The organism is Kitasatospora mediocidica KCTC 9733 (assembly GCF_000744225.1).
GTDB classification, from domain to species: Bacteria; Actinomycetota; Actinomycetes; order Streptomycetales; family Streptomycetaceae; genus Kitasatospora; species Kitasatospora mediocidica.
In genome coordinates this window covers 86,533-100,019 of the sequence record NZ_JQLN01000003.1, presented here as the reverse complement: position 1 = coordinate 100,019, position 13,487 = coordinate 86,533, and the positions used below count along the sequence as shown (strand labels likewise).

At 71.3% G+C, this 13,487-nt stretch carries 12 protein-coding genes and 1 tRNA gene; 6 read left to right on the top strand and 7 right to left on the bottom strand.

The window, feature by feature from the left end; all coding sequences use genetic code 11:
* Positions 1-167 precede the first annotated feature (167 nt).
* Positions 168-1,202, bottom strand: coding sequence for a single-stranded DNA-binding protein (locus BS80_RS43445; protein ID WP_063771907.1), 1,035 nt, complete (start codon positions 1,200-1,202; stop codon positions 168-170).
* A gap of 619 nt (positions 1,203-1,821) precedes the next feature.
* On the opposite strand from BS80_RS43445, the gene BS80_RS05865 reads away from it, so the two are divergent.
* Positions 1,822-1,894, top strand: a tRNA-Arg gene (locus BS80_RS05865).
* A gap of 744 nt (positions 1,895-2,638) precedes the next feature.
* On the opposite strand, the gene BS80_RS05860 is transcribed toward BS80_RS05865, so the two are convergent.
* The 4 genes from BS80_RS05860 to BS80_RS05845 all read right to left on the bottom strand — a co-directional run bounded on the left by BS80_RS05860 (position 2,639) and on the right by BS80_RS05845 (position 6,714).
* On the bottom strand, positions 2,639-3,655 hold the full coding sequence (locus BS80_RS05860; protein ID WP_035794086.1) for a TIGR03842 family LLM class F420-dependent oxidoreductase: 1,017 nt from the start codon (positions 3,653-3,655) through the stop codon (positions 2,639-2,641).
* A 29-nt stretch (positions 3,656-3,684) separates the two neighbouring features.
* Positions 3,685-5,094 carry a dihydropyrimidinase gene (gene hydA, locus BS80_RS05855; RefSeq protein WP_035794085.1) on the bottom strand — a complete coding sequence of 470 codons (1,410 nt, stop codon included), beginning with the start codon at positions 5,092-5,094 and terminating at the stop codon, positions 3,685-3,687.
* A gap of 37 nt (positions 5,095-5,131) precedes the next feature.
* On the bottom strand, positions 5,132-5,974 hold the full coding sequence (locus BS80_RS05850; RefSeq protein ID WP_035794084.1) for a nitrilase-related carbon-nitrogen hydrolase: 843 nt from the start codon (positions 5,972-5,974) through the stop codon (positions 5,132-5,134).
* Between the two features lie 248 nt (positions 5,975-6,222).
* Positions 6,223-6,714, bottom strand: coding sequence for an NUDIX domain-containing protein (locus BS80_RS05845; protein WP_035794083.1), 492 nt, complete (start codon positions 6,712-6,714; stop codon positions 6,223-6,225).
* Positions 6,715-6,832: 118 nt separating this feature from the next.
* Between BS80_RS05845 and BS80_RS05840 the strand changes: the two genes are divergently transcribed.
* Together BS80_RS05840 and BS80_RS05835 are read left to right on the top strand one after the other, a co-directional pair.
* A complete protein-coding gene (locus BS80_RS05840; protein ID WP_083974295.1) occupies positions 6,833-7,648 on the top strand; it encodes an enoyl-CoA hydratase/isomerase family protein in 816 nt (271 codons plus the stop codon).
* Positions 7,649-7,756: 108 nt separating this feature from the next.
* On the top strand, positions 7,757-7,951 hold the full coding sequence (locus BS80_RS05835; RefSeq protein ID WP_035794082.1) for a DUF1918 domain-containing protein: 195 nt from the start codon (positions 7,757-7,759) through the stop codon (positions 7,949-7,951).
* 21 nt (positions 7,952-7,972) lie between these two features.
* Here BS80_RS05835 and BS80_RS05830 read toward each other — a convergent pair whose 3' ends face one another.
* On the bottom strand, positions 7,973-9,211 hold the full coding sequence (locus tag BS80_RS05830) for an acyl-CoA dehydrogenase family protein (RefSeq protein WP_035794081.1): 1,239 nt from the start codon (positions 9,209-9,211) through the stop codon (positions 7,973-7,975).
* Positions 9,212-9,355: 144 nt separating this feature from the next.
* Between BS80_RS05830 and BS80_RS05825 the strand changes: the two genes are divergently transcribed.
* Positions 9,356-10,009 carry a TetR family transcriptional regulator gene (locus BS80_RS05825; RefSeq protein ID WP_051966144.1) on the top strand — a complete coding sequence of 218 codons (654 nt, stop codon included), beginning with the start codon at positions 9,356-9,358 and terminating at the stop codon, positions 10,007-10,009.
* 82 nt (positions 10,010-10,091) lie between these two features.
* Positions 10,092-11,540, top strand: coding sequence for a glycoside hydrolase family 5 protein (locus BS80_RS05820; RefSeq protein ID WP_035794668.1), 1,449 nt, complete (start codon positions 10,092-10,094; stop codon positions 11,538-11,540).
* Here BS80_RS05820 and BS80_RS05815 read toward each other — a convergent pair whose 3' ends face one another.
* Positions 11,541-12,509, bottom strand: a complete 969-nt coding sequence (locus BS80_RS05815) for a LuxR C-terminal-related transcriptional regulator (RefSeq protein ID WP_035794080.1) — start codon at positions 12,507-12,509, stop codon at positions 11,541-11,543.
* A gap of 256 nt (positions 12,510-12,765) precedes the next feature.
* Here BS80_RS05815 and BS80_RS05810 point away from each other — a divergent pair, with 256 nt between their 5' ends.
* Complete coding sequence (locus tag BS80_RS05810; RefSeq protein WP_051966142.1) at positions 12,766-13,479, top strand: G1 family glutamic endopeptidase; 714 nt, start codon at positions 12,766-12,768, stop codon at positions 13,477-13,479.
* Positions 13,480-13,487: the final 8 nt, after the last annotated feature.

Sequence of the window (13,487 nt, the reverse complement as noted above, 5' to 3'; positions counted from 1 at the left end):
GTATCAGGATTGTTATCAAGCGAGCGGTCCGTACCAAGAGCTGACGGGCCGCCAGATTTTCGTCACTTTATCGACTATCCGGCGCCCAATGCGCTGGCTGCACCAAGAAGTGCCCTGGTCTGCCCAGTTGACGCACGGTCGACGATCAGCTGGCGATCAGGCAGTGATCAAACAGTGATCACCTCTTCCTCTTCCACACAATCCGCGGCTGACCCGGGCGCCTGGACAGCCTGCCGGGTCGGCTCCCCCGCGCCGCGCGGACGCCGACCGGACGCCGCCTTGGCCGGGCGCGCGGTCCGCGCCGGACGCGTCACCCTCCCCGGCGAGGCCGCCTGCCCGGATGGCTCCTCCACCGCTCCCCCTCCTGACGCATCACCACCTCCACCACCCCTACTCCCCCCACCCTTGACCACCTCGCCCACCCCTCCTACCCCTACCTCTCCACCCGCGCCCCCGACTCCGCCTCCGCCTGCGGCACCTCCCGGCCCGCCGGCCGCTGCCGCGCCGCCCGCACCGGCCTCGTCGGCCGCCCGGCGCGCCCGCACCGCGGCCACGATCCAATCCGGCACCGCCTCCCCCACCGGCAGAGCGCCTTGCCTCGGCTGCGCTTCGTCGGCGAACCGTCCGGCGCCGCGAACCGCCATCGGCCACCCGGCTGACCCTGCGTCAGCCTTGCCGCCGACACCGGCACTCCACGGGTCGACGACGCCGACCGTCCCCGGGCCGCCACCGCGCGCCGCCTCAGATCTCCCCGCACCCGACCCATCGCCCGATTCCGCACCCGATCCCGCACCCGCACCCGCCGCCGCACCCGAGTTCGCGCCCACCAGCTCCGGCCTCCCGCGCACCGCCCAGCGGAACGCCGACGTGCCGCGGCCGAGGTCATGGCCCACGACCCGCGCGTCGATCTCCACCACGGACCGCCGCTTGCCGCCGTCGTCCCACTCCCTGACCCGCAGCCGGCCGCTGACCACCACCGGATCGCCTTTCCCCAAGGAACTCACCACATTCGTCGCCAGCCAGCGCCACGCGACAACCGTCACCCAGTGGGTCTCCCCGTCGACCCAATCGCCGCGGTTGCGGTCATAGCGCCGCTCGGTGGCGGCCAGCCGGAAGTTGGCCATCGGCACCCCGCCGGCCGTCTGCACGTAGGTCACCGTGGACGCCACATTGCCGATCATCGTCACCAAGGTCTCATTCATGACACTCCCTCACTTCCCTCTCACGCTGCCTTTCGGGCCGTCAGAAGTGAGGATCCACCCGCCCACCCAACCGCGCCAGAGTTTATTTATTCCTGTGGATAAACTGGGGGATGTGGATAACCTTTTCCCTTTCCTTGCCCGATAAAATGCCCGGACTCTCACCAATGGCCCAGCGCACATTCAGCGTGCATGACAACTTTTCCCCACCACTTCCCCTGTCACCACTGGCGCACCCCCTGAACGAGTGGCTTCGAAGACGTTCTGTCCACGTCATCCGACCGGACGAACCGAAATCCCACCCCCACCCGACACCCCTCCCCCGTCACCTTCCCAGCACACCCCGCAACCGGCGCCCCAAGTCCATAACGGGTGAGGAGACAGCGCCGTAACGACTGCACAACGTCCGGCACCAAGACACCCCGGAGCGCTGCGCTCAGACCCTCTACCTGCGATTATCAGACCGCTCTCTCGTGGCCGACACACCCACTGCACCGGCGAAAAAGCCAAGAGAGGCAGCGGCGCACCCTTATCCTGTCCCCGACAGGTCGAGGGTCCCACCAACCCCAACCCATCCCCATGGGAATAGGCACGGGAAGCCCCCGGGCCCCACGCCCGCCCCGCCCCCGTAGCTCAGCGGATAGAGCAGGTGCCTTCTAAGCACTTGGCCGCAGGTTCGAGTCCTGCCGGGGGCACCGCCACGGCCCACCGATCGAAACCCGATCGATGGGCCGTTTTCGCACTTCAGGGGCCTGCCGGAGCCATTGGCCCCGAGCCAGTGGTTCAACCACTCAGGCATCGTTGAACGTTTTAGTGTCCGGTTGAGTGCGTTCCGTAGCGGGCGTTTCCGACTGTTTGCGTCGCATTGGCGTCGCGTTTTCCGATACGAGCAACCCGTCCACGCCGCCCGCCTCCCAGCCGAGCGCGGACTCGATCCGCCGCCGGCACTCCGCCTACCCCTTCAAGTGCCGCTGGTCATGGACCTTCCCGGAGTTCGCCCAGCGCGCGCCCACCCCCGGGGTCGCTGTGTGAGCCAGCAACTCGCCCCAGGCGTCAAGAAGACGGGTCTCGCCCCCTACCCGAAGCCCGACGGCCTCCTCCGGGCGGACGCCCCCGTACCGTCGCCCAACGAGGAGAGGACGCGGGGATCGGGCCGGCCATGGCGGGCAAGGTCCGCGACGTGCTGGCCATGTGGACAACCCAGGCGACTTCCGCTCATGATCCCGTATGGACCACGCCAAGGCCCGCGCTCTCGCCGTCACCAGGTTCATAGTTTCTGGGACGCACCGCATGGAGGACTGGCGGGTAGGAGACGCGGTACCGAGGATCGCGCCTGATCTGAGATGCCGTGCCCCCGGCGTCGGCCCGCATTCCTCAGCGCTGGGCCGCAGGTTCGAATCCTGTCGGGGGCACCCACCGGGCGAGGCCGGCCGGGCGGGTCAGGGTAGGCGGGGGATGACGTCCTTGCCGTAGGCGTCGATGGTGGGCTCGACGGCGTCGTGCATGGCGTAGACGGCGAACTGGTCGACGCCGAGGTCGCGCAGTTGGGCGAGTTTGGCGCGGTGGGCGGCGGGTGGGCCGATCAGGCAGAAGCGGTCGATGATCTCGTCGGGGACGAAGGCGGTGTCGGGGTTTCCGGCGCGGCCGTGGTGGCTGTAGTCGTAGCCGTGGCGGTCCTTGATGTAGGCGGTGAGGGCCTCGGGCACCAGGCCGGAGTGCTCGCCGTAGCGGCTGACCAGGTCGGCGACGTGGTTGCCGACCATGCCGCCGAACCAGCGGCACTGCTCGCGGGCGTGCGCCAGGGCCTGCGGCGAGTCGTCGGCGGTGACGTACGCGGGGGCGGCGACGCAGACGGTGACCGCGTCGGGTTCGCGGCCGGCCTCGGCGGCGGCCTTGCGGACCGCCTTGACCATCCACTCGGTCAGGTAGGGGTCGGCGAGTTGGAGGATGAAGCCGTCCGCCTGGCGGCCGGCCATGGCGAGTGCCTTGGGGCCGTAGGCGGCCATCCAGATGGGCAGTTCGGCGCCGGGCCGCACCCAGGGGATCTGCAGCGCGGTGCCGTCCAGTTCGGCTTCGCGCCCCTCGGCCAGCTCCTTGACGACGTGGATGGCCTCGCCGAGCCGGGCCAGCGTGGCGGGCGGGCGTCCGGCGACCCGCATCGCGGAGTCGCCGCGCCCGATGCCGCAGACGGTGCGGTTGCCGAACATGTCGTTGAGCGTGGCGAAGAGCGACGCGGTCACCTCCCAGGTGCGGGTGGCGGGGTTGGTGACCATCGGGCCGACCCGCAGGCGCTCGGTGCGGGCCAGGATCTGGCTGTAGATGACGAACGGCTCCTGCCAGAGCACGGCGGAGTCGAAGGTCCAGCCGTGGGTGAAACCCGCCCGCTCGGCGCGGATCATCCGTTCGACGAGCAACTCGGCGGGCGGGTCGGTCTGGAGCACGAGGCCGATGTCCACGGCGTGCACCTTTCAGGCGTCTGGTTCGGTCAGCTGAGGAACTGGCAGGTGGCGCGCGGCTGGTAGCGGCCGTGGCCGGGGCGTCCGAGGTAGCTGCCGTCGTCGACGAGCACGGACCCGCGCGAGAGCACCGTGCGCGCGCGGCCGGTGACGGTGCGGCCCTCGTAGGCGGAGTAGTCGACGTTCATGTGGTGGGTGGCGGCGGAAAGGGTCTGCCGGGCCTGCGGGTCGTAGACCACGATGTCGGCGTCGGCGCCGGGCGCGATGGTGCCCTTGCGCGGGTAGAGGCCGAACATCCGCGCGGGGGCGGCGCAGGCGATCTCGATCCAGCGGCGGCGCGAGAGGTGGCCGTCCAGGACGGCCTGGTGCAGCAGGTCCATCCGGTTCTCCACGCCCGGAAGGCCGTTGGGGATCTTCGAGAAGTCGCCGCGGCCGAGTTCCTTCTGCCCGGCGAAGCAGAACGGGCAGTGGTCGGTGGAGACCACCTGCAGCTCGTTGGTGCGCAGGCCGCGCCAGAGCGCCGCCTGGTGCTCGCGCGGGCGCAGCGGGGTCGAGCAGACGTACTTGGCGCCCTCGAAGCCGTCGGCGCCGCGTTCGGCCAGGTTGTCGGTGGAGAGGAAGAGGTACTGCGGGCAGGTCTCGCCGAAGACGTCCAGGCCCTGGCTCCGGGCGGCGGCGAGCTCGGCGAGTGCCGAGGCGGCGGAGACGTGCACGACGTACAGCGGGGCGCCGGCGACCTGGGCCAGCTTGACCGCCCGGTGGGTCGCCTCGGCCTCCAGCAGCTCACGGCGCACCTCGCCGTGGTAGCGGGGGTCGGTGTGTCCGGCGGCGAGGGCCTGTTCGACCAGGACGTCGATGGCGATGCCGTTCTCGGCGTGCATCATGATCAGGCCGCCGTTCCCGGCGCTGCGCTGCATGGCCCGCAGGATGCGGCCGTCGTCACTGTAGAAGACGCCGGGGTAGGCCATGAACAGCTTGAACGAGGTCACGCCCTCCGCGACGAGGAGGTCCATCTCCTTCAGGCTGTTCTCGGTGACATCCGACATGATCATGTGGAACGCGTAGTCGATCGCGCAGCGGCCCTCGGCCTTGGCGTGCCAGGCGTCCAGGCCCTCGCGCAGGGCGGCGCCGACGCTCTGGACGGCGAAGTCGACGATGGTGGTGGTGCCGCCCCAGGCGGCGGCGCGGGTGCCGGTCTCGAAGGTGTCCGAGGCGGCGGTGCCGCCGAACGGCAGCTCCATGTGGGTGTGCGCGTCCACGCCGCCGGGGATCACGTAGTGGCCGGTCGCGTCGATCACCCGGTCCGCGGTCCAGGCGGCGGCGACGGTGCTGCCGGTGCTGGCGAGAGCGACCACCTGCTCGCCCTCGATCAGCACGTCCGCCGCGCTCTCCTCGGCGGCCGTGATCACCAGACCGTTGCGAATCACCGTACGGGTCATGGGAGTTCCTCGCTTCCTCGGTTCCGCGCAGTTCCGGTCAGGCCTCGGTGAGCGGTCCGTAGGCATCCGGACGGCGGTCGCGGTAGAACGCCCACTGCTGGCGCACTTCCTCGATCAGCCCGAGGTCGAGGTCGCGCACGACCAGCTCCTCGTCCTTGTCGGAGGCCGGTTCGCCGACGAACTGCCCGCGCGGGTCGACGAAGTAGGAGGTGCCGTAGAAGTCGTTGTCGCCGTACTCCTCGACGCCCACCCGGTTGATCGCGGCCACGAAGTACTCGTTGGCGACGGCGGCGGCCGGCTGCTCCAACTGCCAGAGGTAGGCCGACAGTCCGCGACTGGTGGCGGACGGGTTGTAGACGATCTCGGCGCCGGCCAGGCCGAGCGCCCGCCAGCCCTCGGGGAAGTGCCGGTCGTAGCAGATGTAGACGCCGACCCGGCCGACCGCGGTGTCGAAGACCGGCCAGCCCAGGTTGCCGGGCTTGAAGTAGTACTTCTCCCAGAAGCCCTTGACCTGCGGGATGTGGTGCTTGCGGTACTTGCCCAGGTACGAGCCGTCCGCGTCGATCACCGCTGCGGTGTTGTAGTAGAACCCCTGCCGCTCGATCTCGAAGACCGGCACCACCATCACCAGGTTCAACTCCCGTGCCAGCGCCTGCATCCGGGTGACCGTCGGACCGTCCGGCACGGACTCCGCCCAGCGGTAGTGCTCGGGCTCCTGCACCTGGCAGAAGTACGGGGCGTTGAACACCTCCTGGAAGCCGATGATCTGCGCGCCGTCGGCCGCGGCGGCCCGGGCCGCGCGCTCGTGGGCCGCGATCATCGACTCCGCGTCGCCCGTCCATGCGGTCTGGAAGAGGGCTGCGCGTACTACTCGACTCATGGGCACGTCTCCTCGGTCGGCGCGGCGAAGCCAGGGCATCGCGAACGAGGTCGCCGCTGCCCTGGGGCTGAGACTAGGAGCCCCAGTGTGCGAGTTCGCAGCGCCACGCGGTAGCACGCCGGAGTGGCAGAGTTTCGCCAGGTGACCGGAGTGACCACAGTGACCGAAGAGGTTCGACGGGGTCGGGTGGCGGGACGGGCCGAGCGGGCCCGTCCGGGCTGCCCGCGCCGACCGGGCCGTCCGGGCCGTCAGATGCCGGAGACGGTGGAGGCGACGATCCGCACCTCGCCGTCCTCGCGCGCGGCCAGCGCCGCCCGCAGGCGCAGTTCGCGGGCCGGGCCGAGCAGCACCATCGCCTCCGCGGGCTCCACCCAGCGGTACTCCTCCAGCTCCTCCTCCTGAAGGTCGATCGGCGTGCCGACCGGGACCGTCCCGGCGTCGAAGATGAAGTGGACGGCCGGGTGGTCGAGTTCGGCGGACGGGTGGGCCCAGGAGACCACCAGCAGGCGGCCCGGCTCGATCCGCAGCCCGGTCTCCTCCAGCAGCTCGCGCCGGGCGCACTCGTAGGCGTCCTCACCCGGGTCCACCGTGCCGCCCGCGAACTGCCAGCCGGGGCGGTAGTTGGGCTTGAGGACCAGGATGCGACCGGCCTCGTCGGAGAGCAGCGTCCCGGCGGCGGTGTACGAGCGCGGCAGCGAGGCCAGCCACTGGTCGCGGGGCAGCAACGGCTCTTGGGCCATGGTCGGTCGACTCCTTGACTGGCTCTCCACACGGTCGGCGGCACGGCGCGCCGCGGGCATTCAACCACGAGCCTGCGGCGCCGCCGGTGGGGAAACGGCGACCTGGCAGAGTGGGGCCATGACCGACCAGATCCTGCTCACCGGCCGCAGCGCGCTCCCCTCCGAGGTCACCGGCCTGCAGGCCTACCTCCCCGACACCGCGCGGGGCGACGGAGTCGCCGTCCTCGTGATCGACCGGCCCGAGCGGCGCAACGCCGTCACGCTGGCGATGTGGCGGGCGCTGCCGAACGTCCTGCGCGGGCTCGCCGAGCACCCAGGGGTGCGCGCCCTGCTGCTCACCGGCGCGGAACGGACGTTCAGCGCCGGCGCCGACATCGTCGAGCTGTCCGAGGTGTACGGCGACAGCGCGACGGCGGACGCGTACCACGCACAGAACGTGGCGGCCGAGCAGGCGTTGGCCGCCTTCCCGCATCCGACGCTGGCCGTGGTGCACGGCTCCTGCGTGGGCGGGGGCTGCCAGTTGGCGGTCGCCTGCGACCTGCGGTTCGGCGCGGAGAACGCCAGGTTCGGGATCACCCCGGCCAAGCTCGGGGTGGTCTACCCGGCTGTGCCGACCACCCGGCTGGCCCGGCTGGTCGGACCGGCCCGGGCCAAGTACCTGCTGTTCTCGGGCGAGTTGGTGAGCGCCCGGCGGGCCGAGCTGTTCGGCCTGCTGGAGGAAGTCCACCCCGCCGACCAACTGGACACCCGTGCCCTGGAGTTCGCCCAGCTGCTGGCCCGGCGCTCACCGCAGACGATCGGCGCCGCGAAGGCGGCGCTGGAGGCGGACGACCCGGCAGCCGCCCTCGCCGAGTGGGAGCACCGCTCCCGCCGGACCCCGGACGTCCGGGAGGGGCTGGCGGCCTTCCTGGAGCGCCGTGAACCCCGCTTCTGACCTGCCCCGGCCGCCCCTGCCGTACGGAGTAACGCAAGGCGTGCACCCGGCGGCTCTCTGGTGAGATGCATCCAGGAGCTGTCCCCTCACCAGCAAGGAGTCCCGGGAATGCAGGCAACAGTGGGCGACCGGTTGCACATCCACAGCAGGGCGGTCGGGATCGTCGACCGCACGGGCGAGATCATCGAGGTGCACGGCCAGGACGGCGAGCCGCCGTACCTGGTCAGGTTCGACGACGGGCACGAGTCACTGGTCTTCCCCGGCCCCGACAGCACCGTCGAGCACCCCGGCGAGAGGGGTTGACCGTGCCGCGCGCCGACCCGCTCAGCGGATCGGCAGGCCCGAGATGGTCCGGGCGATGACCAGCCGCTGGATCTCGCTGGTCCCCTCGAAGATGGTGTAGATCGCACTGTCCCGGTGCATCCGCTCCACCGGGTACTCGCGGGTGAACCCGTTGCCGCCCAGGATCTGCATCGCCTGCGCGGTGACCCACTTGGCCGTCTCACCCGCGTAGAGCTTGGACATCGACCCCTCGGCAGCGGTGAACGGCTGCTGGTTGGCGGCCATCCAGGAGGCGCGCCAGACCAGCAGCCGGGCCGCGTCGATCCGGGTCCGCATGTCCGCCAGGGTGAACGCGACGCCCTGGTTGTCGATGATCGGACGGCCGAACTGCACCCGGGTCTTCGCGTAGTCGAGCGCGACCTCGTAGGCGGCCCGCGCGATGCCGATGGCCTGCGCTCCGACGGCCGGGCGGGAGGCCTCGAAAGTGGCCATCGCCGCGTTCTTCCCGGCTCCCGAGCCCGCCTTGGCGGCGCCCGCCGCCCGCTCACGCGCCCGGGCGAGCCGCTCGTCGAGCCTCTCCTTGCCGCCCAGCAGGCAGTGCCCCGGCACCCGGACGTTGTCGAGGACCACCTCGGCGGTGTGCGAGGCGCGGATGCCGTGCTTCTTGAACTTCTGCCCCTGGGAGAGCCCCTGGGTGGCCGGCGGGACCACGAACGAGGCCTGGCCGCGCGCGCCGAGCGCCGGGTCGACGGTGGCGACGACCACGTGGACGGCGGCGATTCCGCCGTTGGTGGCCCAGGTCTTGGTGCCGTTGAGCACCCACTCGTCCTTGGCCTCGTCGTAGACGGCACGGGTGCGCAGCGCCGAGACGTCCGAACCGGCGTCGGGCTCGGAGGAGCAGAAGGCCGCCACCTTGACGTCGTCGGGGGTCCCGAACATCTGCGGGGCCCAGGTGCCGATCTGCTCGTCGGTGCCGTTGGCGAGGACCGCGACGGCGGCCAGCGTGGTGCCGACGATGGCCAGGCCCAGGCCGGCGTCGCCCCAGAAGAGCTCCTCCATGGCGACGGGTATGCCGACGCCGGAGGGGTCGAAGTACTGCTGGGCGTAGAAGTCCAGCGAGTAGATGCCGATCTTGGCGGCCTCCTGGATGATCGGCCAGGGGGTCTCCTCGCGCTCGTCCCACTCCGCGGCGGCCGGGCGCATCACATCGGCCGCGAAGCCGTGCAGCCAATCGCGGACGGCGAGCTGGTCCTCGCCGAGCTCCAGGGAGAAGGGGCTCACGGTGCCTCCAGGGGTCAGGGGTGGGAGATCGGGTCGCGGGGATCAGGGTCGCGCCGCCAGGTGTTACCTCGGGTAACATCGGTGGGAGTCTGCTACTCATAGGTAACGGATGTCAACGAGCACACGCGAAGAGGGAGGGGCCGGGTGGCAGCCCTGGAGGAACCGCGCAGAGAGCAGCTGCTCAATGCCGCAGACCGAGTGGTCCGCCGGGACGGCCCGGGGGCGAGCATGAACGCCATCGCCGCCGAGGCGGGCATCACCAAGCCGATCCTGTACCGGCACTTCGGCGACCGCAACGGCCTCTTCCAGGCCCTCACCGAGCGGCACACCTCGGGCCTGCTGGACGCCATGCGCGCCGCGCTGGCCGAGCCGCTGGAACGCCGCGAGCGGGTCGAACTCGTCCTGGACACCTACCTCGCGGGCATCGAATCCCGGCCGCAGGTCTACCAGCTGCTCACCCACCCCGAGGCGGGCGACCCGACCGGCGTCGGCAACGCGCTGGCGCCCGCGATGCGGCAGATCGCCGACGAGATCACCCGCGCGGTGACTGCCCAGGTCGACCTCGGCCCGGACGCGCCGCTGCTCTCCGAGACCTGGGGCCGGGCCATCACCGGGATGGTGCTGGCGGCCGGGGACTGGTGGCTGGAGCAACGGCCCTGCCCGCGGCCGCGGATGGTGCAGGCGCTGGCCGATCTGCTCTGGGGCCGGCTCGCCGCCGCCGCACCGCTCCCGGCGGCCACCCTGCCCGCACCCACCCCGGCACCCGCACCGGCCGCACCCATCCCGCCGGCGACGTAGCCGCCGCCGGGACCCTTGTGCGGCTCCTGACGATCCGGCAGGATCGGCGCTCCCCCACCGCCAAGCCCTGTGCGAGGTGCCCGTGCGCGTCCGTCGAACCGCCGCCGCCCTGTCGCTGACCGTCGCCGCCGTGCTCACCGTCGGCGCCGCCGCACCACTCCAAGCACTCAGTCAACTCCCCTCCGCTCAAGCCGAGTTCCCCACTGGCACGACGACCACCCCGAACGGCGCCACGCTCTTCACCGACCAGTCCGGCCGCACCCTGCAACTGCGCGGCTTCAACGTGGACAAGTACGACGAGACCACCGAGGCCGACGTCCGCTCGATCGCCGCGCACGGCTTCACCCTGCTGCGGGTCGCGATCTCCTGGAACCGGCTGGAGCCCGCCCGCGGCCGGTACGACGCCGCCGAACTCGGCAAGCTGCGCCAACTCCTCTCCTGGGCCGACCACTACGGCCTGCTCGCTGTCATCGACTTCCACCAGGACGTCTACGGACCCGAGTTCGGCGGCGGCGACCGCGGCATCCCGCCCTGGGCCACCCGGGACGACGGGCTGCCGTTCGTCCCCGACCCGAACGACTGGTTCGCCGGGTACTTCCAGCCGTCCGTCCAGGCCGCCTTCCGGCACCTCTACGACGACAGCGATCTGCGGCGCTGGCAGGCCGAGTTCTACACCAGGATCGCCGCCGAACTGCGCGGCCACCGCTCACTGCTGGGCTACGACCTGTTCAACGAGCCGTTCGGCCCGATCGACGGCGATCCCACCGATCCGAGCGTGCTGGCCGCCTCCTCCGGCGCCCTCGAACAGGGCCGGCTCGCCGCCATGTACGGGCGACTGATCAGCGCCATCCGCGCGGTGGACGACCGCAGTTGGCTCTTCGTCGAGCCCACCGTCCTGGTCGGCCAGGGGGTGCCGACCCAGCTGCCCGGCTTCACCGACCCGCGCCCGGGCGCACCCCGGCTCGGCTACGCGCCGCACTTCTACGACACCGCGGTCGAGAACGGCGCCGACTGGAACCCCTCCGACGGCTTCATCACCGCCTACACCGCCGCCATCACCGGCTACCCGCGCGCCCACCGGCTGCCCGTCCTGGTCGGCGAGTGGGGACCGCCGAACTCCCGGACCCCGGGCAACACCGAGCTGGTCCGCGACCAGGTCGCGGCGATGTCCGGCTTCGCGACCGGCTGGACCATGTGGTACTGGTGCCAAGGGAACGGCGGTTACTGCGCGTTGGGGACCGACGGCCGGCCGGCGCCGGGCGACGGCCCGGCCTTCGCGCCGTACCCGACCGCGCTGGCCGGCCGGCCGCTCGCCGACTCCTTCGACGGCACCACCTACCGCCTGGACTTCCTCACCGGGCCGGGCGGTTGGAGCGAGCTGGCGATCCCGGCGGGGGCCCGGGTGCGGGTGACCGGCACACCCGTGGCGGTGATCGACACCGGTCGCCCGGGCCACGCCCGCGTGCTGCTCCCGCGCGCCCGGCCCGGCACCCCGGTCACCCTCACGGTCACCGTCCCGAGCACCAGTTGACTACAGCAGGTCGGCACGGGCCGCCTGGATGCCCGCCTGGAACCTGGTGCGGGCGCCGAACCGGTCCATCAGCTCACGCACCCAGCGCTGCACGGTCCGGGTGGAGACGCCCATCTGGCGGGCGATGCTCTCGTCCGTCAGCCCGGCGGCCAGCAGCGCGAGCAGCTGGCGGTGGCGGTCCTGCGGCAGCTCGGCGGACTCCGGCGCGGGCATCCGCATCGCGCGCGACCAGTACAGCTCGAAGAGCCCGGCCAGGGCGTCCAGCAGCGAGGACGGACGGACCAGCAGCACGCTCTCCAGCTCGGTGCCCGAACTGACCGGCAGCAGCGCCCAGCGATCGTCCACCAACGCAAGTTTCAACGGGAGTTCGGGCAGCACCCGGGCCAGTTCACCGGCCTCCATGACGGGGTAGATCTCGGCCAGCCGGGACGGCTCGCGCAGCACCCGGCTCTCGTAGACCGTCATCAGCCGCACCCCACGGGCCAGCATGGCGAGTTCGAGCTCCGGGTCGGAGCGCCGGATGTACGGAGGTTTGTCCATCACCCGCAACTGGCCGCGGACGCCGAGCTGAAGGCTGCGCCAGAGCTCCGCGACGGAGTCCCGGCCGCTGATGATCTCTACCAGTTCGCCGGCCTGCGAACCGGGCCGGGAGCGGCGGTAGGTGCGCATCAGCTCGTTGATCCGGCCGCGGGTGCGCCGCAGTTCGACCTCGCGGCGCAGCAGCAGCTCCTCCAGCGCCACGTCCGGCGCCGCCGCGCTCCACAGGGTGCCGTCGCCGCCCGGCCGTTCCACCAGTCCGTGGACGGCCAACGCCGCCAGCGCCGCCAGCGCGCGTTCGGTGCCCAGTCCGAGTGCGGCGCCGACCTGCTGCGCGGTACCGGCCGTGGTCCCGAGCAGGTGCAGGTAGACGAGTTCCTCGTCGGCGGCGAGTCCCAGGCCGCCGAACCGTGCGGTCCACTGCTCCGCCACCCGGCACCACTCCCCGCTGTCGAGGCTGCCGTCATGTTCCGGCCCGCCACCCGACTGTGGTGCACCTCAGGCCGGAAATCAAGAGCTTGATCGAATGACATGTTTCCGCCATGTCGCGTTCCGGCCCAGCCCACCACCTTCCTGTAGGTCACCCGCTGACCGCAGGCTGATCGGCATCGCTCAGGTACTCCGCCGGCCCCCCACCCGGCGGTGCGCCGCGGGCCACATCCACGTACCCCCACGCGAGGAGACCCCCATGTCCAGCCTCCGTACCGTCCGGGCCGCCCGCGCAGGGCTCGCCGCCCTGCTCGCCCTCTCCGGCGCGGCCATCGCGGCACCGGCGACCGCTGCCACCGCGACGAGCTTCGGAACAGCCCACCACTACGGCAACCCCGCCCACAACTTCTCGGGCGACAGCACCTGGGGCGGCTACGTCGCCCAGGGCCGCAACTTCACCAGCATCACCGGCTCCTGGACGATGCCGCAGGTCCAGTGCAACACCTACAACGACCTGTTCGCGCCCTGGATCGGCATCGACGGATACGGCTCGCAGACCGTCGAGCAGACCGGTGTGCAGGCGGACTGCTCCAGCGGCAGCCCGGTCTACTCCGCCTGGTACGAGATGTACCCGGCCGCGCCGGTCTACTTCAACAACGCGGTGAGTGCCGGCGACAGCTTCACCGCCAGCGTGACCAGCGCCAGCCGGGGCAGCTACACGCTCAAGCTGACCGACACCACCAAGGGCTGGACGAGGACCACCACCCAGCGCCTGAGCTCCGCCCAGAACGTCAGCGCGGAGGCGGTCATCGAGTCGCCGACCCAGAGCTACCCGTCCTGGGACAACCTGAGCTTCTCCAACATCAGGGTCAACGGCCAGGTCTTCGACAACTACGGCCCGATGTCCATGGACAGCGGCCCCTACACCGAGACGGCCCTGCAGAACGGATCGTTCTCGATCATCCCCGGCTGATCATCGCC

Bases quoted from the DNA above. Each gene is read 5' to 3' on its own strand.
- BS80_RS05840 (WP_083974295.1), top strand. From the start codon at position 6,833: ATGACCGACCAGATCCTGCTCACCGGCCGCAGCGCGCTCCCCTCCGAG.
- BS80_RS05835 (WP_035794082.1), top strand. From the start codon at position 7,757: ATGCAGGCAACAGTGGGCGACCGGTTGCACATCCACAGCAGGGCGGTC.
- BS80_RS05850 (WP_035794084.1), bottom strand. From the start codon at position 5,974: ATGAGTCGAGTAGTACGCGCAGCCCTCTTCCAGACCGCATGGACGGGC.
- hydA (WP_035794085.1), bottom strand. From the start codon at position 5,094: ATGACCCGTACGGTGATTCGCAACGGTCTGGTGATCACGGCCGCCGAG.
- BS80_RS05845 (WP_035794083.1), bottom strand. From the start codon at position 6,714: ATGGCCCAAGAGCCGTTGCTGCCCCGCGACCAGTGGCTGGCCTCGCTG.
- BS80_RS43445 (WP_063771907.1), bottom strand. From the start codon at position 1,202: ATGAATGAGACCTTGGTGACGATGATCGGCAATGTGGCGTCCACGGTG.
- BS80_RS05810 (WP_051966142.1), top strand. From the start codon at position 12,766: ATGTCCAGCCTCCGTACCGTCCGGGCCGCCCGCGCAGGGCTCGCCGCC.